The sequence below is a fragment of the Glutamicibacter sp. BS14 genome (assembly GCF_056934375.1).
This window is the reverse complement of record NZ_CM167801.1, coordinates 2,721,164-2,742,560: the sequence shown is the minus strand read 5'-3', so window position 1 is coordinate 2,742,560 and position 21,397 is coordinate 2,721,164. Positions and strand designations below refer to the sequence as shown.

The window sequence follows — 21,397 nt, the reverse complement described above, 5'->3', positions numbered from 1 at the left end:
GCTGGCTACGCGCGGTCATTCTGGATGCGCAGCAGTTCGGAAAGCTCGTGGGCGGCGCTAGTCACGGCTTCGTGGTGAATCTTCCCTGGCTGGCGCGTGAGCCGTTCAATCGGGCCGGATAAGGACAGGGCCGCAATGACTCGTCCGGACTGCCCGCGAACTGGTGCTGATACGGAAGCTACACCTGGCTCGCGTTCGCCCAGCGACTGGGCCCAGCCACGCCGACGGACGCCAGCCAGAATTGTCGGCGTGAAGCGCGCGTGATGCAATCCGTCGACCATGCGTTCATTGTCTTCCCAGGCGAGCAGAATCTGGGCTGCCGAGCCGGCTTTCATGGACAGCTGGGTTCCAACAGGGATGGTGTCACGCAGGCCGATTGGACGCTCAGCACTGGCGATGCACACACGATAATCGCCCTGCTTGCGGAAAATCTGCGTGCTTTCACCGGTGAGGTCGCGAAGCTTGATGAGCACGGGGCCCGCTGCGCTGACCAATCGGTCTTCGCCAGCGGCGCTGGCGAGTTCCACCAGACGGTTCCCCAACTCAAAGCGGCCGTGCATGTCGCGTCCCACCAATCCATGGTGAACCAGCGATTGGGCAATACGGTGCACCGTAGGACGCGAAATTTCGGTGAGTTCCACCAGCTGGGATAGGGAAGTGGGTCCATTCTCCAATGCGTTGAGAATGGCCGCTGCCTTGTCCAGTACGCCTACGCCGCTGCCTGTTGTCATAGTTCCAGTATCACGTCTCAGTATTTGAGATTCAAGTCCGCATACTGGAAAAGTCGATCTATGAAGTGTCAAAGTTGGAGTATCAAATGTTCGTAGCTTGAGGAGTGTGTCGCATGTCCGCCATGCAGTCGCCCCAGACATTGGCAGAAAAAGTCTGGAATGCGCATGTTGTGCGCCGAGGAGAAGGCGAAGGCGAAGCTCGCCAGCCAGATTTGATCTACATTGATCTCCACCTGCTGCACGAGGTGACCTCGCCGCAGGCCTTCGAGGGCCTTCGCCTGGCTGGCCGTCCACTGCGTCGGCCGGACCTGACGATTGCGACCGAAGACCACAACACCCCAACGCTGGATATTGACAAGCCCATTGCCGACCTGACCAGCCGCACCCAGATCCATACCCTGCGGGATAACTGCAAGGAATTCGGTGTCCGCCTGCACTCCTTGGGCGACAAGGAGCAGGGCATCGTTCACGTGGTGGGTCCGCAGCTGGGTTTGACCCAGCCAGGAATGACTGTTGTCTGCGGTGATTCGCATACTTCGACCCATGGCGCCTTCGGCGCCCTGGCTTTGGGCATCGGCACCTCGGAAGTCGAGCATGTCATGGCCACTCAGGCGCTGAGCTTGAAGCCATTCAAGACCATGGCCATTAACGTCGAAGGCACCTTGAAGCCTGGTGTCACCTCCAAGGACATCATCTTGGCGGTCATCGCCAAGATCGGTACCGGTGGCGGCCAGGGATACGTGCTGGAGTACCGTGGTTCTGCGATTCGCTCGCTGTCCATGGATGCCCGCATGACCATCTGCAACATGTCCATCGAGGCTGGCGCCCGCGCCGGCATGATTGCTCCGGACGAGACCACCTTCGAATACGTCAAGGGACGCCCGCATGCACCGGCAGGCGAAGACTGGGACGCCGCCGTCGAGGACTGGAAGCAGCTGCACACCGATGATGGCGCGCGCTTCGACGCTGAAGTCTTCTTGAATGCAGATGAACTTGAACCATTTGTCACCTGGGGCACCAACCCGGGCCAGGGTGTCTCGCTGTCCGAGAATGTGCCTTCTCCGGAAGACTTCGAAGACGAGAATGATCGCAAGGCCTGCGAGCGTGCCTTGGACTACATGGGTCTGACCGGCGGCACGCCGCTGAAGGACATCCGCGTGGATACCGTCTTCCTGGGGTCCTGCACCAACTCCCGCATGGAGGACCTGCGTGCAGCAGCTCAGGTCATCAAGGGCAAGGAAAAGGATCCTGATGTCCGCATGATCGTGGTACCCGGCTCGGCGCGTGTTCGGCTGGAAGCCGAAGCAGAAGGCCTGGATCAGATTTTCAAGGATTTCGGTGCTGAATGGCGCTTTGCAGGTTGCTCCATGTGCCTGGGCATGAACCCGGACCAGTTGGCCGAGGGGGAGCGCTGCGCGTCCACCTCCAACCGCAACTTCGAAGGACGACAGGGCAAGGGCGGACGTACCCACCTGGTGTCGCCACTGGTGGCCGCGGCTACCGCAATCCGTGGAACCCTCTCGTCGCCTAGCGACCTCGTCAACGTACCGGCTTCGGTCTAGGAAGGATCACCGTCATGGAAAAGATTGTCAGCCACACCGGTATTGGTGTTCCACTGCGCCAGAGCAATGTGGACACGGACCAGATTATTCCTGCCGTTTACCTCAAGCGCATCACCCGCACCGGCTTCGAGGATGCGTTGTTCGCGGGTTGGCGACGGGATGAGAAATTCATCCTGAACCAGGAACCTTTCAATACCGGCTCCGTGCTGGTGGCAGGTCCCGACTTCGGCACCGGTTCTTCGCGCGAGCACGCTGTCTGGGCGTTGAAGGATTACGGATTCAAGGCTGTGATCTCCGCTCGGTTTGCCGATATTTTCCGTGGCAACTCGGGCAAGCAGGGACTGGTTGCTGCTGAAGTTGCCCAGAGCGATATTGAATTGATCTGGAAGGAACTGGAGAACAATCCGGGCACCACGGTCACCGTTGACCTGGAATCGCGTACGGTCCAGTGCGGTTCCATCTCGGCACCGTTCCAGATTGACGACTACACCCGCTGGCGCTTGATGGAAGGCCTGGACGATATCGGCCTGACCTTGCAGCATGAGGAAGATATCACCGCATACGAAGCCAAGCGTCCTGCGCATAAGCCGCAGACTTTGCCGGCACGAACCGCAGGCTAAGCACCGAGTTCAAAGTAATTGGAATGGTCCGCTCCTCCCTGACGTTGTTAGGGGTGAGCGGATTATTGCATTCCTGATGGAATGAATTTCGGCAGAGCATAATAGGTCTGTCTGAAAGCATGCTCACAATGTGTGCGCCACGAGATGATCTGGGCATACTGGCAGGTGCAGAGGCGGTATGCTTACTTAGTCCTGCCAGTTCGAAAGCCTAGAAGCTTCGGCGGGCGATAACGACTACGCGATGAGGTAATTCATACATGGGTAAGATCCTGACGATCCATGGTGGTGTCCCGCTCAAGGGCACCGTACGAGTCGGCGGAGCAAAGAACCTAGTGCCAAAAGCCATGGTCGCGGCTCTGCTTGGCGATACCCCTTCGGTATTGCGCAACGTACCGGAGATCAAAGATGTAGCTGTCGTGCGCAGCCTCCTTGAAATCCACGGTGTCAAGGTTGACCAGGACCCTGAAACCGGCGATCTGACCATGGACCCTACCCAGGTCAAGACCGCCTCGAACCAGGCGATCGATGCCCATGCCGGTGACTCGCGTATCCCTATTCTTTTCTGCGGACCATTGATCCACGCCTTGGGCGAAGCGTTCATCCCGGATCTGGGTGGCTGCCGCATCGGCGACCGTCCGATTGACTTCCACCTGGAAGTGCTGCGCGACTTTGGAGCGATCGTTGACAAGGCTGCCGATGGCATCCGCATCTCGGCCCCTAATGGGCTGACCGGCGCCAAGGTTGAACTGCAGTACCCAAGTGTCGGCACCACCGAACAGGTACTGCTCTCGGCCGTTCGAGCCAAGGGTGTCACCGAAGTCAGCAACGCGGCCATTGAGCCAGAAATCCTTGACCTGATCTCGCTTCTGCAGAAGATGGGCGCCATCATCTCCGTGCACCGCGACCGCGTGATCCGCATCCAGGGTGTCGAGAAGCTTACGGGCTTCGACCACTCCGCGTTGCCTGATCGCAACGAAGCCGCATCATGGGCCTCTGCCGCGCTGGTCACCAAGGGCGATATTTTCGTCCAGGACGCGACCCAGCGTGATTTGACTGCTTTCCTGCACGTCTACCGCCAGATCGGTGGTGAATTCGACGTCAAGTCCGACGGCATTCGCTTCTATCACCCAGGTGGAGACCTTAATCCACTGATCCTGGAAACCGACGTCCACCCGGGCTTCATGACTGACTGGCAGCAGCCGCTGGTAGTGGCCCTGACCCAGGCCAAGGGCGTATCGGTCATTCACGAGACCGTGTATGAGAACCGCTTCGGATTCACCGATGCGCTGGTTCGCATGGGTTCCACCGTCCAGGTTCACACCGACTGCCTCGGGTCCACACCTTGCCGCTTCGGACAGCGCAACTTCAAGCATTCTGCTGTTGTCGTAGGCCCAGCGAAGCTGATCGGTGCCGACATCGATGTTCCTGATCTTCGTGGCGGTTTCTCCCATTTGATCGCTGCTCTGGCTGCAGAAGGCACCAGCAAGGTCACCGGCATTGAGATCATCAACCGAGGCTACGAGCACTTCATGGAGAAGCTGCAGGCCCTGGGCGCAAATGTCGAGCTGAGCAACTAAAGGGGATCCGATTCGTGGTAAAGATTCTGGCCCCTGGCGAATCTGCTAAGACTAAACGGGTTTTCTCGCTATTGGCGGGCATTGTCCGTTCTGCCATGAACGGTTTGATGGGCAAAACGTGGAAGGGCTTCGAAACCCTCCCTCCGGGCGGGTACATCCTCTGCCCCAATCACCTGACCGAGATTGATCCGCTGGTTGTCGGCCATGCTATTTACAGCAATGGCCGGCTGCCACGCTGGCTGGCCAAGGAATCCTTGTTCAAGATTCCAGTGCTCGGATGGATGCTGCGCGAGACCGGACAGGTCCCGGTGTCACGCAGCGCATCCAATGCTGGCGAATCGCTGGCCGCGGCCCGAAAAGTCCTGGACGCCGGCGGGGTCATAGTCATTTACCCGGAAGGGACGCTGACCCGCGACCCTGGTCTGTGGCCAATGGTAGGGCGAACCGGTGCCGCACGTTTGGCCCTGCAGACTGGCGCACCAGTGGTACCGATGGCTCACTGGGGCGACCAGGAACTGCTGCCGCGCTATTCCAAGAAAATGTATCCGTTCCCGCGAAAGCATGTCACCGTGTCAGTTGGGCAGCCAGTGGATCTTGATGACTTGCGTGATGGCCCGCGTACTCGGGCAGTGCTGCAAGAAGCCACTGATCGCATCATGGACGCGATCACCGCACTGACCGCAGAACTGCGCCAAGAAGAAGCACCAGCTGCGCGTTGGGATCCCAGCAAGCATGGCCAGTCGAAGACTGGCCGCAATTTCGATACCCCGGATAACTAATTACCTTGATCAACACCTTCCAGAGGACTGACATTGAATAAGCCGCTACCACGCAAAATCGCCGTCATGGGCGCTGGCAGCTGGGGGACAACCTTCGCCAAGGTGCTTGCTGATTCCGTTGCAGACAAGGGCATCGACGTTCAGATTTGGGCCCGTCGCGAAGACGCCGCCGATGAAATCAATGAACGCCACACCAATTCACGCTACCTGCGCGAAACCAAGCTTCCGGCCAACATCACGGCATCATCGGATCCGAAGACCGTTCTCACCGACGCTGACCTTGTCGTCTTGGCGATTCCGGCTCAGTCGTTGCGCCAGGAATTGGCGAAGTTCAAAGAATTCTTTGAACCCGGTGCGGTATTGCTTTCACTGATGAAGGGTCTTGAACGCGGGACCGATCTGCGCATGAGCCAGGTCATCGCCGAAGTCACCGGGCTGCCTGCAAAGCAGATCGCTGTGCTGTCCGGACCAAACCTGGCAATGGAAATCGCACGCGAGCAGCCAACGGCTTCGGTCGTGGCCTGCACCGATTCTGATATTGCGCAGTGGATTGCTGAACTGTGCTCCGCTGCATACTTCCGTCCCTACACTAATGACGATGTCTTGGGTGTTGAGCTTGGCGGAATCGTCAAGAACATCATCGCCCTTGCCGTTGGCATGTGCGATGGCATGGGAATGGGCGATAACACCAAGTCCACCGTCATCACGCGCGGCTTGGCTGAAACCACTCGCTTGGTCCTCGCCCTGGGTGGCCGTTTGGACACCTTGGCAGGTCTTTCTGGCTTAGGCGACCTTGTGGCTACCTGTTCTTCCTCGCTCTCCCGCAACAACACTGCAGGACGCCTGCTTGGCCAGGGGCTCTTCTTGGAAGAGGTCAATGACCGCATGTCGCAGACTGCGGAAGGCATCAAGTCAGCACGTGCCGTATTCGACTTGTCCCAGGCCCATCACGTGGAAATGCCAATCACCGAAGCAGTGGTCATGGTCCTGGAGGGCACCTTGAGCGTTGAAAATATGGCTGCACGCCTGTTGGCGCGTGAATTGAAATCTGAAGGAGAACGTCACTAATGACTGAACGCAAGCTCCGTGTCCTCTTGCTCTTCGGTGGCCGTTCCTCAGAGCACTCCGTTTCCTGCGTTACTGCGGCCGGCGTCATGCACGCCATCGACCGCGAGCGTTTCGAAATTGTTCCGGTGGGTATCACCCGCGACGGCGGCTGGACCCTGCTGGACGAGGATCCAGAAGGCTGGGCACTGAATACTGGCAAGCTGCCAGAAATTTCCTCGGTGGATCATCCGGTGCATCTTTCCACCGACGCGCAGAAGACATCATTGCTGTCCTACTCGGACTCCACGGTGGCAGATCTGGGCGAGATCGACGTGGTCTTCCCGTTGCTTCATGGTCCGTTTGGCGAGGATGGATCAATCCAAGGCATGCTGGAAATGGCTGGCGTTTCCTACGTTGGCTCGGGTATCGCAGCCAGCGCGATGGGCATGGACAAGCATTTCATGAAGGTAGTCTTCGAAGGGGCAGGCTTCAAAGTAGGCCCGTACGAAGTCATCACCAACAAGCAGTGGCTGCGCAACAGCGAAGCTGCCATGAAGCGTTGCGAAGACCTGCAGTACCCGTTGTTCGTCAAGCCGGCCCGTGCAGGATCTTCGGTAGGCATCACCAAGGTAGACGAGTCTTCGGGGCTTCGTGCCGCTATTGAAATTGCCCGTGCTGAAGATCCCAAGGTGATCATCGAGCAGGGGATCGTTGGCCGTGAAATCGAATGCGGTGTTCTTGAAGGCCGCGGCTGCGAACCTTCGCGTGCGTCATTGCCAGGCGAAATCGCGGTGGCAGATAACGAGCACACCTTCTACGATTTCGAAGCGAAATATGTTGATGGCGCCGCGGCCGAGCTCAGCTGCCCAGCAGATCTGAGCGAAGAAGCCACTCGCGAGATCCGCGAACTTGCAGTCAAGGCCTTCGACGCTATGGATGCAGAAGGCTTATCTAGAGTTGATTTCTTCTACACTCCCGAGGGGGAGTGGATCATCAATGAAATCAACACCATGCCCGGCTTCACGCCTTCAAGCATGTACCCGCAAATGTGGGCCAAAACGGGAATTGAGTACCGTGAACTTATTGATGAGCTGATTGGGCTGGCTACCGACCGGAATATCGGTTTGCGCTAATCCGGGAATAGCCGTTAAAGCTTGAGGGTGTGTTGAAGAATCAACACACCCTCACGTTTTGCTTGTAGGCGATCCGCTTACAAGCTCACTGACTTGTCAACACTAACGCACTTTTTGGAAGCCGGGATCTTCTGGGCTGCATCCGACAGCGTGGCCAGCACGGTACTTGACGGGATGACGTTAGGATCCAAGACGACTTCGGTCGCCGGCGTCCGGCCGTAAGTAGTCAAGGTCCAGATACCTGATTCTTCATCCTCATTCGCTACCCAGTCGACGTCATTCACGGATACGCAGGGGTCAGTAGTGGGTCCGGGAACTTCGACACCGCAACGCAAGACAACTTTTGACGGGTCGCCCCAGGCCGAGGTTGCCTGCGAGGTCGTTGAACGGCGCTCGGCATCATCGATGGCTTCGGGCAGGACAACCATCATTTCCGCACAAAGCGGGTTGGCTGCGTCCGGGGCAGCATCCACGGAAGCGACTGATGCGCAGCCTGCAAGTACTGGTAGTAATAAAGTACCGCTCATCACCAATGCCGAAGTTTGAGCAAGTTTTCGGTTAAGTTTTGGTGACAGTCGGGCTTTCAAGCTGATTTTAGACACGTTATAAGACTACATCGGCACTCTGAAAGATAGGATGTACAGAGTTGAAACTGTGAAAGGTAGCAAATGTCCTTTGAAGAGCACCCAGCGCGACCGCGCAAAAAGAAAAAGCGCACCGGGCGAGCCATCGTCTTAAGCGTGCTTGCCCTCGTCATGGTCGCGGCGCTTGTTGCCGCCGGTTACCTTTGGAACCTTGGCAGAACTTTCGACTCTGAAAGCCAGACGATTACGGATGCCTTCCCCGCGGAAGAAACTCGTCCTGAAGTCAATGACGAGTCCAAGGACGCCGTCAACATCCTGCTGCTCGGAAGCGATACTCGCGCAACTCGTGAGGCGGATGAGGACAGCGAAGACTTTGGTACCCTGCCTAACGGTGGCCGCTCAGACACCATGATGCTGGTTCATATTCCTGCAGACCGCGAGAATGTGTTTGTCACCTCCGTCATGCGCGACACCTGGCTTGATATTCCGGGCGTAGGAACTGCCAAGATCAACCGTGCTTTTGCCAGCGGTGGAGTGCCCAAAGCAGTCGAAACCCTTGAGGGGCTCTTTGGCGTTCGCATTAACCACGTCGCGTCCGTCGATTTCGAAGGATTCAAGGGTCTAACCGACGCAGTGGGCGGAGTTACCGTTAATAACCCGCGAGGCTTCAAGCAGTCAATTGTTAATGGCATGTACTTCCCAGAGGGTGTTCAAACCCTGGACGGTGAACAGGCACTGGCATTTGTCCGTGAACGCAAGTCCTTCCCAGGCAGCGACTACGAGCGCGTCAAGAACCAGCAGCTTTTCGTCAAGGCTTTGCTTGGTCAGTTGATGTCCAAGGAAACCCTGACCAACCCGGGTAAGGTCTCTGAAGTTGTTTCTCAAATTGCACCGTTTATTGCAGTTGATGAAACTCTGGATTCTGGCAAGGTTGCCTCTTACGCTTCCTCCATGCTGAACCTGCGTTCGAGCGATATGGAATTCTTCACCCTTCCAAACAAGGGCCCGGGACGTTCGGCCGACGGACAGTCAATTGTCATTCCGGATATGGAAGTGATTGAGAAGTTTGGCAAGGCACTGCAAGAAGACAAGATGGCAGAGTTCGTAGAAACTACTGACCTGTCACGATAACTCCACTGAAGGACCAACTTTCCATGACTCCCCAAAAACTCGATACCTCGGTGCGTGCCATCAGAGAATGGCTCGCACGGAGTGTCAAGAGTCTCGGGAACCATTCTGACCGGCTCAATGCCATCAACGTTTTCCCGGTAGCAGACGGAGATACGGGCAGTAACCTGTATCTGACTGCACGGGCAGGTCACGATGCAGTGAGTAAACTGGAAAGCGACGACATCGGTGGCTTCTTAGAAGTTGCCGCGCGCGCGTCAATGGAATCGGCGCGCGGCAACTCTGGAACCCTGTTGGCTGTATTCCTCAGCGGCCTGAGTGAACCGTGGGTCGGTTACGAGCGGCTTACCGCGCCGCTGCTAGCCCTTGGGCTTGAACGTGCCAAGGTGCGCTCCTGGTCAGCACTGAGTGAACCAGTCGAAGGCACCATGCTCTCCGTGATCAACGCCATCGCGTTGGCCGCAGGATCGACCCTTGCTCACTTGAAGTGTGATTTAGAGAGCCGTGCAGCGTTGGACACGGTATTGACCCAGATGAGCCAAGCGGCTCGATTGGCAGTGAAGGGAACTGAAACAGAGCTCCCGTCCCTCGTTGAAGCCGGTGTAGTAGATGCGGGCGCGGTGGGCATGCTGATCATCATCGATGAACTTTGCGCTGCTATTCGAAGCGACGCCACTGATTTTGAGTCCTACGAGAAATTCCATGGCTATCAGGTCCAGGATCCGCATGTCCATCTGAACAATGACACTGAAACCGGCGTCGAAGTCATGTGCACTGTCTCTCTGGATGCATTAGGCGCCGCTACTCTGCGCGGTCAGCTAGATGCCATGGGCAATTCCGTGATCATGTCCCCGGTAAACCAGCTTGAAGAAGACACCTACCGTTGGCGCGTACATGTGCATGTCCCGGAGTCTGAAAAAGCCTTGGACCTGATCAAGAAATACGGTGACCCAGTGAATATCAGCGTCACCGATCTGTGCACCCACGATGGCTGAAACAACGCTGACCACGTTTGAGAATGCAGAACTCTCAACATTCCTCGGTAATAAGAACGCCACCGCGCTGGAAAAGGCATTCGGCTACAGCACAGTGGGGGAGTTCCTCTGGCATTTTCCTCGGCGCTATGTCGAAGTAGGCGAACTTACGCCAATTTCAGAGCTTCCCTTTGACGAGCACGTCACCGTTGTAGCCCAGGTGGTCAACGTTAGCCAGCGGCAGATGCACTCGCGTCGCGGTTTCATTTTTGAAGTGACCGTTAGCGATGAGCTCAGTGCAGGCGGCCAAGAGCTGAAGATGACCTTCTTCAATGGTTACCAAGCCCGAACGGACTTGGATATTGGAACTATTGCAATGTTCAGCGGCAAGGTTGGCTGGTACCAAGACCATCTGCAGCTGAGCCAGCCCGAATACGCGATCCTGGATGAGGCATCACAGGCGGATCCGCGCCCTATCCCGATCTATCCGGCTTCGGCGAAGATGCCGAATAAGCGCATCAGGGATTTGATGGCGTTGTTGATGGAACAATTCACAGATCAGAATCTTCCTGAATTTCTTCCAGCAGAACTGCTACGCACCCATCATTACCCAGTACGCCATCAAGCGTTCTTGGATCGACATTTTCCCAAAGAAATCAAGCAGGCTTACGTGGCTCGACAGCGCTTTGCCTTTGAAGAAGCCTTCATGCTGCAGCTGGCATTAGGGGAACGCGGTCGCCAGCTGGGAGCGCAGAAAGCTATCGCGCGTCCACAGGTGCCAGGACGACTGGCCGATAAATTTGATGCCATCCTGCCGTTTACCCTGACCGAAGACCAGCTCCTTGTCGGAGAACAAATCTCTGCCGATCTGGCACAGCCACATCCGATGCATCGCTTACTGCAAGGAGAGGTAGGTTCCGGCAAGACCATTGTCGCGCTTCGCGCCATCTTGCAGGTGATCGATGCCGGAGGACAGGCGGCGCTCCTAGCGCCGACAGAAGTCCTGGCCGCGCAGCACTATGCGTCTATCAAGAAGATGCTTGGCAACCTCGCAGAACCCGGATTGTTTGGCGAAGGCGAAGGAACTGGAGTCGCGCTCCTGACAGGTTCTGCAAAAACTGCACAGCGTCGTGAAGCTCTATTAGGTATTGCCAGCGGCGAAACAGGACTGGTTATTGGTACGCATGCCCTGCTGGGCGATCAGGTGCAATTCGCTGAACTTGGCCTAGTCGTCGTGGATGAGCAACATCGTTTTGGCGTTGAACAGCGCGATGCCTTGCGGGCTAAGGCGGCCGGCTCAGTCCCGCATACCCTGGTCATGACTGCTACGCCGATCCCGAGAACCGTCGCTATGACCGTGTTCGGCGATTTGGACACGTCGACAATCAAGCGCCTGCCCGCCGGGCGCGCACCGATCCAAACGCATATTGTGCCCATGCAGCTGACCGGTTTCCGGGACAGGTTGTTCTCAAGGATCATTGAGGAAGTCGGGAAGGGCCACCAAGTCTATGTGGTGTGTCCAAGAATTTCGGACACGACAGCGGAACAAGGCGTTCTCCTAGCGACCTATGAAGATTCTGCCGGACAAACCATGAGCGTCGAAGCCATGCAGGAGTTGCTGGGTGGGATGCCTGAATTTGTTGGGATACGTACCGAAGCGCTGCACTCGCAACTGGATGCAGCAGACAAGCAAGAAACCATGGATTCCTTTGCACGTGGCGAAATTGACGTGCTGATTTCTACGACTGTCATTGAAGTTGGTGTTGACGTTCATAATGCGACGTTGATGGTGATCATGGACGCTGAGCGCTTTGGCATCTCGCAGCTCCACCAGCTGCGTGGCCGCGTAGGCCGTGGCGGATTTCCCGGGACGTGCCTCATGACCACATGGTTGGACGCGGACCATCCGTCGGTAGGACGATTGAAGACGATCGAGTCAACAATCGATGGCTTTGAGCTAGCTGAAGCAGACTTGGCGGAACGCAAAGAAGGAAATATCCTTGGCGTTCAGCAATCGGGTAGCCGATCGTCGTTGCGGGAACTGAGCATCATCAAGGATCGCACGCTTATTGAGCGGGCTAGAACCGATGCGGGTCTCCTCCTTGCCGATGGCAACTGGGGACGTCAACACCCCGGACTCCTGGCGGTTGCCGGGAATTGGCTTGATGAATCCACCAAAGAATATTTGAATAAGAACTGATTGAAGGTAGATCTAGGCAATGAGCCGAATAATCGCTGGAGCCGCTGGCGGGCGTCCACTGAAGTCCGTACCTGGTGATGCAACACGCCCTACAACGGACCGGGTCAAAGAGGCTCTCTTCTCCCGTTTGGAAAGCTGGGATATCCTCTCTGGCGCACGAGTACTGGATCTCTTTGCAGGATCAGGGTCGCTAGGCGTCGAGACAGCCAGCCGCGGGGCGCGGCAGGTTGTTCTGGTAGAAAAGGCGCCCAAAGCGGTCTCTGTTTGCCAGCAAAATGCGGCACTGGTGAATAAGGTTCTGAAGACCGATACAGTGACGGTTCAGCGCGGGAGTGTTGATAGCGTCCTCGATGGGTATTACAACGCGGTTTCGGGAGTGCCCAGCAAGACCTTTGACGTGGTCTTGCTGGATCCTCCTTACCCGCTGACTGAAGAAGAACTAGCTGTCACGCTCGAGAAGATATCCAGAATCCTAGCTGAAGATGCCACCGTGATCGTCGAGCGTTCCGGTCGTTCACCAGAACCAACATGGCCGAGCGCCATGGAGAAGTTCGCCGACAAGAAATACGGCGAAACGCACCTATGGTTTGCAGAACCCATCTAGATCCATCGAATGGCGAACCTCTGACGGGTGTGGTCCCGCTGCCTGGCATTGGAGTATTAGATCGTCCCGGAATCGTTGGCGGGACGCTGTCAATATCAAGTTCCCGGGGAAGCGCTTGGTAAACATTTCCGGACTTGAACTCAGCATCACGAATTCAAAGCTGGAACCTGCTGCCTCAACTTGAGAACAAGTGAAATCCAAGGGAGGATCATCGCCAATGTTCACAAACAGCAATCCGTCGTTGGCCAATGAATTCTTGAGTTCTGCGTAGTAGCCGTCGGTGGTGAGGTGTTCTGGTGCGTCCGGCCCAGAGAAGATATCCAGTACGATGACGTCAAACTTTTCATCGACCAGTTGTTCGGCAAGCACGCTCCTTGCATCGGCAACAATTGGGGATAGATCGCAGCCTTGAGGCAAAGGCAGATGCGTGAGAACGAAATCAAGAAGTTCCCGCTCAATGTCTACAGCTACGTGAGTACTCGACGGATAAACCACACTCGCCCAGCGAGCCAGAGTCAAAGCGCCTGCGCCGAGATGCAGCATCTTCATTGGACGCTCCTCTGGGCGCAGGACCTTCAGATGATTGGCAATGCGCGCGAGATATTCGTAGAAGACTTCTTCCGGATGCGAAAGATTGACATGCGACTGGGGCGCGTCGCCTATGGCGAGTATTTTTGACCCGGGGACCAAGTCATCGTCGTAAATCGTGGCGTGTTCCTGTACGAAACCAAGCCACCGTTTAGCCGGCTTTCGTGTCAATTGGACAGCACCTCTGGCAGGCGCTGCAATCGCTGAACCGCATCGGAAATCACGTCAGGCTTTTTGCAGAAGGCGAAGCGCAGCAGGCCCTGGTAGTCACTTCGGTTTTCGGGATGGACAAAGGTCGACATCGGTATCGCCGCAACGCCGAGGCACTCGGGCATCATTCGGGCTACTTCAGCAGCATCATTCAATTCAAAGCCACGTACATCAGCAACCAAGAAGTAGGTACCCTTCGGGCGAATTACCGGGATGCCAGCTGTTTCCAGGCCGGATGCGAGAATTTCTCCCGACTGTCCGAGATCGGCGGCGAAGCGCTCGAAGAAGGCGTCTGGAAGTTGCAGGGCTTTCGCTACTGCCGGTTGGAACGCTGGGCCCGAGGAGTAGGTCAGGAACTGTTTCACTGTACGGACAGCAGTGATCAGTTGGCGAGGACCGGTTGCCCAGCCTACTTTCCAGCCAGTAAAGGAGAAAGACTTGCCCGCTGAAGAAATGGTGATGGTTCGCTCTGGTCCACCGGGCAAGCTCGCGATGGGAACATGTCGCACACCGAAAGTCAGATGTTCATAGACCTCATCGGCGATGATGATGCAGTTGTGCTGATGCGCCAGGGCAATGATTTCTTGGAGCACTGAAACATCTAATACGGTGCCAGTTGGATTATGGGGATTATTCACGAGGATTACCCGCGTCTGGTCAGTGACTGCACGTCGAAGGTCATCCAAATCTGGTTCGAAATTCGGAGCCTTGAGCTGAACGACCTTATGCACAGCGTTGGTCAACCCAATCATGGCTGCATAGGAGTCGTAGTAAGGCTCAAAGGTCACAACTTCATCGCCAGGTTCCAGGAATGCCAGCAGAGAAGCGGCGATGGCTTCAGTTGCGCCTGTGGAAACGACAATCTCAGTCTCCGGGTCAAGCTTCAACGAATAGAACCGTTCCTGATGCGCAGCGATAGCTTCGCGGAGGTTCAGGGTCCCTGAACCTGGTGCGTATTGGTTAGCGCCATTTTGAATTGCGTCGATGGCAATTTGCTTGATTTCTGGTGGACCCTCGGAATCGGGAAACCCCTGGCCTAGATTGATGGCCTTGTGGTGATTCGCTAATGCGGTGATTTCTTCAAAGATCGTCACTCCGGGCTGTCCATTGGAATCTAGTAGGTTGGCACCATATGCGGTTCGCTGCCATGGAGTGAATTCAATGCTCATAAGTCCATTATCGTCTCGTACAGAGGAACGAGGGTATTAAGTCATGGAATCTTTACGAGACATTCACACCAGATCGCTAATTTGACATGAGTTCTTGATAGATTCAGTTCATGCGAAGAGCGGTATGCCCGGGTTCTTTTGACCCAATTCATAATGGACACGTCGAAATCATTGCGCGTGCGGCGAGCCTTTTTGATGAGGTGATCGTGGCAGTGTCCACGAATTACTCCAAGAAGTATCGCTTCAGCGAAGACGAACGAGTCGCCATGGTAGAAGAAACTGTCGGTGGACTGCGTGGGGTTTCCGCTGTGCCGATGGGCCAGGGGCTGCTAGCTGATTTCTGCAAGGAGCAGGGAGCGGAAGCAATCGTCAAGGGATTGCGTAGCACTGTTGACTACGCCTATGAGATTCCCATGGCCACGATGAATCGGCATCTGACAGGTGTTGAAACGGTCTTCCTTCAGGCTGATACGCGATACACGCATCTTTCCTCATCTCTGCTCAAGGAAGTACAGGCTCTTGGCGGGGACGTTGATGAGTACTTCCCGCGCGCTGTAATCAAGAGGCTTACTCATCCGTAGGTAGTTGCGCAATACTGTCGCCATTAACTAATCCGAAGATAGGGGATTCAACACTATGTCTGCACCTCGCGCTATTACCAAAGCGGTCATTCCGGCAGCCGGTTTAGGCACACGTTTCCTTCCTGCAACGAAGGCAATGCCAAAGGAAATGCTCCCAGTCGTCGACAAGCCAGCGATTCAATACGTTGTCGCCGAAGCTGCTCGTGCTGGGCTTAATGATGTCCTGATGATTACCGGACGAAACAAGCGCGCTCTTGAAGACCATTTTGATCGTGTTCCGTCACTGGAAGCGTCTTTGGAAGCGAAGGGTGATACGAAGAAGCTCGCGTTGGTGCAAGATGCCACAGCGTTGGGGGATATCCATTATGTACGGCAACGCGATCCTCGCGGGCTGGGTCATGCAGTCTTATGTGCCAAGCAACATGTAGGGGATGAACCATTTGCGGTTCTTCTCGGTGATGACTTGATCCATGAAGATGATGACTTGCTTTCTTCCATGATTGACATTCAAAAGTCGACTGGCGGTTCAGTTATTGCTCTGATGGAAGTTGATCCGAAACAAATCAGTGCTTATGGATGTGCAGATGTGTCCCCGGTAGCGGATGCCGACTACGTCAAAGTTAATGGATTGGTTGAGAAACCGAGCGTTGAAGAAGCACCGAGTAATCTAGCTGTCATTGGACGTTATTTACTGCATCCCCGTGTATTCGAGATTCTGAAGCACACGGCTCCCGGTAGGGGCAATGAAATTCAGTTAACGGATGCTCTACAAGAGTTGGCGACTGCCGACGGGGAGGGAGCTGGTGTCCACGCTGTAGTTTTCCGAGGTCGGCGTTACGACACAGGCGACAAACTAAGTTATCTGCAAGCGAACATTGCCCTTGCTGTGGAGAACGAAGAACTCGGGGCCAACTTGAAGACTTGGCTGAAGAATTTCGTTAGAACTCTAGAAGACTAGTTCTTGACCTAGGCTACTCAGGATAATCACATTTATCTTGGGTAGTCTTTTTCATTGCGCGAAGTCACCCAGGTTGCCGTTGACCTTGGGGGATCGTTGCCCGGTGGAGTAGGAATGAGAATAGTGCAAGACCAAGATTCAGTCTTTTTGTCGCGGAGCGCGCGGACTCGATCTGAACGTCGGAAAAAGAAGAGAACACAAGGCATCGTCGTGTCTGTAGTTGTAGTGCTCCTGGTGGCAGTGCTCAGCACCGGCTATGTTCTTTTCGATTTGCAGCGCCAGTTCAACACGAAATCTAATACCGTGGATTTAGGATTTTCAGACGCCGAGGAGCAAGCTCGTCCGATCAAAGATCCTGAAGATAAGTCCATGAATGTCTTATTACTGGGCGTCGATCATGCAGATGAAGGTACCGCCGATGCTCAAGCTCTTGATGGGGCAGTTTCACAACGTAGCGATTCAATGATGCTTGTTCATATCCCGGAAGACCGCTCACAGGTCTACGTTATGTCGATGGTTCGAGACATGTATGTGGAGATTCCGGGGCATGGAATGAACAAGCTCAATGCCGCGATCTCGCTTGGCGGGGTTCCTCTGTTGATGCAAACGATTGAAGGACTCTTCAGCACCAAGCTTGATCATGTAGCCATGGTTGATTTCGAAGGGTTCCGTGAATTATCGACTGCTCTCGGTGGTGTGACTGTAAATAATGAGATCCAATTCACGGCAAACGACACGGACTACTTCTACCCAGCCGGCGACATCACGCTGGAAGGCGACCGCGCACTTCGGTTTGTGCGCGAGCGAAAGTCGTTTACCAATGGTGATTACCAACGCGTCGCGAATCAACGCAAGTTCATCGCTGCAGCAGCAAATCAGGTGCTCTCATCAGGCACATTAACTAACCCTGTCAAGCTGTACGAAATCGTCGACAAGGTTTCTCCCTATCTCACCTTTGACGACAACTTTGATGCCGCAACCTTGGTCGGACTGGGTTTGCAACTCAAAAACGTGGACACGGAGAATATGGAGATGTTCACCATGCCAACTGCTGGAACATCGACTAGTGCAGACGGGCAATCAATAGAATTGGCAAGCGAACTCGCTATTGCTCAAATTAGCGAAGCTTTGCAAGGCGATGCCATGGCTGACTACCTTCGCGAAAACCCGCCTGAAACACCGTAAGTAGTAGATGTGGGATGTACTACACCAAGCTGAAGAGCGAAAGCCAGAAGAACAGCTCTCCATCTACTAGACTTTGTACATCTATGCTTAGCCGATAATGCATCAAGAAGCATTCGAACAAGAGGACATAATTCGCATGACAGTTGCAGATGAGGCCGAAAAATACGGCTTGCACCGTGTTGGTGCAAGACCAACATTGGTCAACTATCTGAAGCAGACATGGCAACGCCGCGAGTTCATTTATGAGCTGGCTAAAGCACGCGTCCAATCGCAGAACCAGCGAAATCGCCTGGGGATGGTATGGATCGTAATCAAGCCGACATTCAATGCTTTGGTGTACGGATTTGTCTTCGGCATCTTGCAGGGCGGCGCACGAGGTGTCGATTTCCCCGTTTATGTCGTGATCGGCGTTTTCCTTTTCGAGTTCTTTTCAACCTCGATGAACGGCGGAGCCAAGTCGATCACGGGAAATGCGGCTTTGGTGCAATCTCTTGCCTTCCCACGATTATCTCTGCCTGTCGCTCAGGTTACCCAGAACTTGCTGACTCTCATGCCAATGATCGCAGTGATGTTCATTTACGCTCTGATTCTTGGTACCAGCCCTAAGTGGACTTGGTTTGGGATTATACCGATCCTTGCGATCTTTACTGTTTTCAACCTCGGAGTCGCGTTAATTTGTGCTCGCATCACTGTGCACGTCCGTGACTTCTCGAACGTGTTACCCATGATTGGCCGCGTTCTGTTTTACACCTCAGGAGTGCTTTTCAGCGCAGAACGACTTCTGAATCATTGGCCCTGGATGATTGCAATCTTCGACATACATCCGATATATCAGACCCTGCAATTGGCTCGTGGATTCATCATGGATCATGCTGAGTATGACCCGCAGGCATGGTGGGTTATATCTGTTTGGGCAATTTTCATGCTTATCGCTGGGTTGATCTTCTTCTGGAAGGCCGAAGAAAGGTACGGACGTGCGAATTAGTTTCGATGATCTGATTAACCCGCAGCTGCATCCGGAGTACGAGCCAGCGCCTATATTCTCAGATGACACCTCCTTCATCGATGTTGTGATGCCTGACCAAGTCGAGTCGCAGTCGATTACTGTGGATTCGTCAAGGCAGCCTGTCGTCATCGTCGATAATCTGCATGTGAAGTATGAGGTGTTTGCAAGTGGCAAGGCAATTGGAAACGCAGGCGCCCGCCGCCTTCTCCAACCAAAGCTCAGAGGTGTTCGAACAGTTCATGCGCTCAAGGGAATTTCCTTTGTCGCCTATGAAAATGAATCAATCGGTGTAATTGGTTCGAACGGCTCGGGCAAATCCACGTTGCTTAGGGCCATCACTGGACTGACTCCGCCATCGGATGGCGCAGTATTCGCTCGTTCACGCCCCAGCCTACTTGGCGTAGGCGCAGCTTTAATCCCCGATCTTTCAGGCGACAAGAACATTACCCTAGGCGGGTTGGCGCTTGGATATAGCCGCGCTGAAGTCGAGAAGATGCGGGAAGAGATTACGAAATTTGCCGAGCTCGAAGAGTTTATCGACCTCCCAATGCGTACATATTCTTCGGGCATGGGCGCAAGGCTAAAGTTCGCGATTGCAGCTTCTAAAAAACATGACATCCTCATTGTTGATGAGGCTCTTGCTGTAGGCGATGCGAAATTCCGAAAGCGCAGTGAGGCCAAAATCCGCGAAATCCGGGATAGCGCGGGTACCATTTTCAATGTTTCCCACTCTATGAATTCCATCAAGGAAACCTGTGATCGTTGCATCTGGATTGAAAAGGGTGTGCAAATGATGGATGGTGACACTGCTTCAGTGATAAAGGAATATCAGAAATTCTTGAAAGCGAAGAAGTAGGGCCCGCATGACTCAACTTCCTGGCGTTTCCTATGTCATGCCCGTGCTGAACGAAGCGGACTACCTTGAAGAAGCGGTAAGTTCGATCTTGGGGCAGGACTATTCTGGCGAGAAGGAACTTGTACTGGCATTAGGGCCCAGTACTGATACAACAAACAACGTTGCCCGACGCCTGGCTGATGCCGACGCAAGAATCGTATTAGTCCATAATCCTCTTGGCAGAACACCCATTGGTCTCAACTTGGCTATTCGGGCGTCTACTTTGCCGATAGTTATTCGCGTCGACGCCCATAGCGAGCTGCCGTCGCACTACACACAACGTGGAATCGAAACTCTTTTTCGCGTGAATGCGCACGACGTTGGGGGACTGATGGACGCAAAAGGGCGTACACCTGTCCAGCGAGGAATCGCAGCGGCTTATCATTCGAAGTTTGGTTTTGGCGGACCGGCATATCATTCGGGTGCCCCAGAAGGCCCTGCTGAATCTGCGTACCTCGGTATCTTTCGTCGCGAAGTATTTGAAGAAGTCGGTTACTACAACGAGGAACTATGGCGAGCCCAGGATTGGGAACTCTGCTTGCGTATTCGCCAGGCGGGCCACACCGTTTGGTTCGATCCAGAACTAAAGGTCGGCTACTATCCGCGTGATAGCTTCAAATCCTTGATTAGCCAGTCCAAGGCCTCGGGGACTTGGCGAGCAGAAATTGCGCGGCGCTTCCCTGAAGGTAAGTCGTTGCGCCACGATGTTCCACCACTATTGCTTTTGGGGGTTGCAACGGGACTAGCGGCAACTGTAATTGAGCCGCTAGTTCGCGAAGCAGCCCCAACCGGTGTGAGCGTAGTTTTGAACTTGGCCAAGGCCGTACCTGCGGTCTATGCGGCGATCGCGTTGGCTGCGGGGCTGACTAGCAACGCAAAAGGATTGAAAGACAAGTTGCTGGCAGCATGTGCTTTCCCCGCAATCCATTTGCCTTGGGCTTTTGGATACATCAAGGGTCGTTTTTGCGGGGCAGCCGGCACTGTCGACAAAGGGCGCGTTAGGTAATCATGGTTGAACGTCCAAAGAATCCAACGCTCGAACAGCTGCGTGCGGTCTGCCAACCTCCGGAAGTCCGTGCGCGTAAGAATGCCGAGCACTGGACAGCTGAGCTGTACCTGCGCCATATCTCCATTTACCTCACCGCAATACTGGTGCGCACGCGTATCAGTGCCAATGGCGTTACCGGCTTGATGATTCTTGCGGGTTGGTTCATGTCTCTAGCGCTGTTGATTCCTGGCATCTGGGGACCGTTGCTGGCAGTAATCTTGTCGCAGCTCCAGCTGTATTTTGACTGTTCTGACGGAGAAGTCGCACGTTGGAGGGGAACTCAATCTCCCCGCGGTATTTTCATTGACATGGTTGGGCACCACACAACAGAGGCGCTGATCCCAATTGCTTTGGGCTACCGGGTCTTCATAGAACTGTCTGCGGATGATTCCTCAGTTGAGCAGGCCTGGCCTACACTGTTCATGGCCGCTTGCCTGTCGGTTCTTCTGGTCCTGAACCGTTCGCAGTCACTCATGGTTCATGCAGCCAGAGGCATGGCTGGCCTCGGAAAATTGCCGGATACTGCAGCCGCCAGATCAGTTCCAACAACTTCACTCGTTGGAAAGCTGCGTTCCCTGGCTCGCTTCTTGCCATTCCATAAGCTCCTGCACGCAGTTGAACTATCGCTGATCATTCTTGGATGCTCGGTTATCTCCGCAATCGTGGGTATTCCAGGAGCCGCCGAAAAGTGGATGGTCTGGATCCTATTGCCGGCATGCGTCCTAGTGAACTTTGGGCATTTCCTTTCCAATATGGCCTCGTCCCGGCTCAAAGCATAGTTTGACCTGATTCCGTATAGCCCACCGCCTTAGAGGACA

The 21,397-nt window shown here is 54.8% G+C and carries 21 protein-coding genes; 17 read left to right on the top strand and 4 right to left on the bottom strand.

Features of this window, described 5'->3' with window-relative positions:
* Nucleotides 1-5: 5 nt before the first annotated feature.
* Nucleotides 6-731 (bottom strand): IclR family transcriptional regulator, encoded by a 726-nt coding sequence (locus AC1Z36_RS12995; protein ID WP_105659150.1) that lies wholly within the window; start codon nucleotides 729-731, stop codon nucleotides 6-8.
* A 122-nt stretch (nucleotides 732-853) separates the two neighbouring features.
* On the opposite strand from AC1Z36_RS12995, the gene leuC reads away from it, so the two are divergent.
* The 6 genes from leuC to AC1Z36_RS12965 all read left to right on the top strand — a co-directional run bounded on the left by leuC (nucleotide 854) and on the right by AC1Z36_RS12965 (nucleotide 7,449).
* Complete coding sequence (gene leuC, locus AC1Z36_RS12990; protein WP_402734990.1) at nucleotides 854-2,293, top strand: 3-isopropylmalate dehydratase large subunit; 1,440 nt, start codon at nucleotides 854-856, stop codon at nucleotides 2,291-2,293.
* 14 nt (nucleotides 2,294-2,307) lie between these two features.
* The gene (gene leuD / locus AC1Z36_RS12985) at nucleotides 2,308-2,913 is read left to right on the top strand and encodes a 3-isopropylmalate dehydratase small subunit (protein ID WP_402734917.1); all 606 of its coding nucleotides are present in this window, start codon (nucleotides 2,308-2,310) and stop codon (nucleotides 2,911-2,913) included.
* Nucleotides 2,914-3,170: 257 nt separating this feature from the next.
* A complete protein-coding gene (gene murA, locus AC1Z36_RS12980) occupies nucleotides 3,171-4,490 on the top strand; it encodes a UDP-N-acetylglucosamine 1-carboxyvinyltransferase (protein WP_402734916.1) in 1,320 nt (439 codons plus the stop codon).
* Nucleotides 4,491-4,597: 107 nt separating this feature from the next.
* A complete protein-coding gene (locus tag AC1Z36_RS12975; RefSeq protein ID WP_223261508.1) occupies nucleotides 4,598-5,269 on the top strand; it encodes a lysophospholipid acyltransferase family protein in 672 nt (223 codons plus the stop codon).
* A 33-nt stretch (nucleotides 5,270-5,302) separates the two neighbouring features.
* The gene (locus AC1Z36_RS12970; RefSeq protein WP_402734915.1) at nucleotides 5,303-6,337 is read left to right on the top strand and encodes an NAD(P)H-dependent glycerol-3-phosphate dehydrogenase; all 1,035 of its coding nucleotides are present in this window, start codon (nucleotides 5,303-5,305) and stop codon (nucleotides 6,335-6,337) included.
* Complete coding sequence (locus tag AC1Z36_RS12965) at nucleotides 6,337-7,449, top strand: D-alanine--D-alanine ligase family protein (protein ID WP_388021770.1); 1,113 nt, start codon at nucleotides 6,337-6,339, stop codon at nucleotides 7,447-7,449. The genes AC1Z36_RS12970 and AC1Z36_RS12965 overlap by 1 nt, the downstream gene beginning before the upstream one ends.
* Before the next feature lie 77 nt (nucleotides 7,450-7,526).
* Here the strand turns inward: AC1Z36_RS12965 and AC1Z36_RS12960 are convergent, their stop codons facing one another.
* Entirely contained in the window at nucleotides 7,527-7,976 is a 450-nt protein-coding gene (locus AC1Z36_RS12960) for a DUF3515 domain-containing protein (protein WP_105659156.1), read from the bottom strand.
* Between the two features lie 141 nt (nucleotides 7,977-8,117).
* On the opposite strand from AC1Z36_RS12960, the gene AC1Z36_RS12955 reads away from it, so the two are divergent.
* The 4 genes from AC1Z36_RS12955 to rsmD are packed head-to-tail and all read left to right on the top strand — an operon-like array spanning nucleotide 8,118 to nucleotide 12,939.
* Nucleotides 8,118-9,164, top strand: a complete 1,047-nt coding sequence (locus AC1Z36_RS12955; RefSeq protein WP_388021772.1) for an LCP family protein — start codon at nucleotides 8,118-8,120, stop codon at nucleotides 9,162-9,164.
* Between the two features lie 23 nt (nucleotides 9,165-9,187).
* On the top strand, nucleotides 9,188-10,156 hold the full coding sequence (locus AC1Z36_RS12950) for a DAK2 domain-containing protein (protein WP_105659158.1): 969 nt from the start codon (nucleotides 9,188-9,190) through the stop codon (nucleotides 10,154-10,156).
* Nucleotides 10,149-12,335: an ATP-dependent DNA helicase RecG gene (locus AC1Z36_RS12945; RefSeq protein WP_402696296.1), complete on the top strand. Its 2,187-nt coding sequence runs from the start codon at nucleotides 10,149-10,151 to the stop codon at nucleotides 12,333-12,335. The genes AC1Z36_RS12950 and AC1Z36_RS12945 overlap by 8 nt, the downstream gene beginning before the upstream one ends.
* A gap of 19 nt (nucleotides 12,336-12,354) precedes the next feature.
* On the top strand, nucleotides 12,355-12,939 hold the full coding sequence (gene rsmD / locus AC1Z36_RS12940) for a 16S rRNA (guanine(966)-N(2))-methyltransferase RsmD (protein ID WP_105661164.1): 585 nt from the start codon (nucleotides 12,355-12,357) through the stop codon (nucleotides 12,937-12,939).
* On the opposite strand, the gene AC1Z36_RS12935 is transcribed toward rsmD, so the two are convergent.
* Both AC1Z36_RS12935 and AC1Z36_RS12930 read right to left on the bottom strand, forming a co-directional pair.
* Nucleotides 12,916-13,698 carry a spermidine synthase gene (locus AC1Z36_RS12935; RefSeq protein ID WP_402696292.1) on the bottom strand — a complete coding sequence of 261 codons (783 nt, stop codon included), beginning with the start codon at nucleotides 13,696-13,698 and terminating at the stop codon, nucleotides 12,916-12,918. The genes rsmD and AC1Z36_RS12935 overlap by 24 nt on opposite strands.
* Nucleotides 13,695-14,906 (bottom strand): aminotransferase class I/II-fold pyridoxal phosphate-dependent enzyme, encoded by a 1,212-nt coding sequence (locus tag AC1Z36_RS12930; protein ID WP_402734913.1) that lies wholly within the window; start codon nucleotides 14,904-14,906, stop codon nucleotides 13,695-13,697. The genes AC1Z36_RS12935 and AC1Z36_RS12930 overlap by 4 nt, the downstream gene beginning before the upstream one ends.
* A 110-nt stretch (nucleotides 14,907-15,016) precedes the next feature.
* Here AC1Z36_RS12930 and coaD point away from each other — a divergent pair, with 110 nt between their 5' ends.
* From coaD to AC1Z36_RS12895, 7 genes are all read left to right on the top strand, one after another.
* Nucleotides 15,017-15,487 carry a pantetheine-phosphate adenylyltransferase gene (gene coaD / locus AC1Z36_RS12925; protein ID WP_105661166.1) on the top strand — a complete coding sequence of 157 codons (471 nt, stop codon included), beginning with the start codon at nucleotides 15,017-15,019 and terminating at the stop codon, nucleotides 15,485-15,487.
* A gap of 55 nt (nucleotides 15,488-15,542) precedes the next feature.
* A complete protein-coding gene (gene galU, locus AC1Z36_RS12920; protein WP_402696288.1) occupies nucleotides 15,543-16,445 on the top strand; it encodes a UTP--glucose-1-phosphate uridylyltransferase GalU in 903 nt (300 codons plus the stop codon).
* 210 nt (nucleotides 16,446-16,655) lie between these two features.
* Nucleotides 16,656-17,630 carry an LCP family protein gene (locus tag AC1Z36_RS12915; RefSeq protein ID WP_483561308.1) on the top strand — a complete coding sequence of 325 codons (975 nt, stop codon included), beginning with the start codon at nucleotides 16,656-16,658 and terminating at the stop codon, nucleotides 17,628-17,630.
* Between the two features lie 136 nt (nucleotides 17,631-17,766).
* Nucleotides 17,767-18,615 (top strand): ABC transporter permease, encoded by an 849-nt coding sequence (locus AC1Z36_RS12910; RefSeq protein ID WP_133833488.1) that lies wholly within the window; start codon nucleotides 17,767-17,769, stop codon nucleotides 18,613-18,615.
* Nucleotides 18,616-18,703: 88 nt separating this feature from the next.
* Nucleotides 18,704-19,492, top strand: coding sequence for an ABC transporter ATP-binding protein (locus AC1Z36_RS12905; RefSeq protein WP_402696327.1), 789 nt, complete (start codon nucleotides 18,704-18,706; stop codon nucleotides 19,490-19,492).
* Nucleotides 19,493-19,499: 7 nt separating this feature from the next.
* A complete protein-coding gene (locus AC1Z36_RS12900; RefSeq protein WP_388021784.1) occupies nucleotides 19,500-20,537 on the top strand; it encodes a glycosyltransferase family 2 protein in 1,038 nt (345 codons plus the stop codon).
* Nucleotides 20,538-20,539: 2 nt separating this feature from the next.
* Nucleotides 20,540-21,358, top strand: a complete 819-nt coding sequence (locus AC1Z36_RS12895; protein ID WP_402696284.1) for a CDP-alcohol phosphatidyltransferase family protein — start codon at nucleotides 20,540-20,542, stop codon at nucleotides 21,356-21,358.
* The last annotated feature ends 39 nt before the right edge of the window (nucleotides 21,359-21,397 follow it).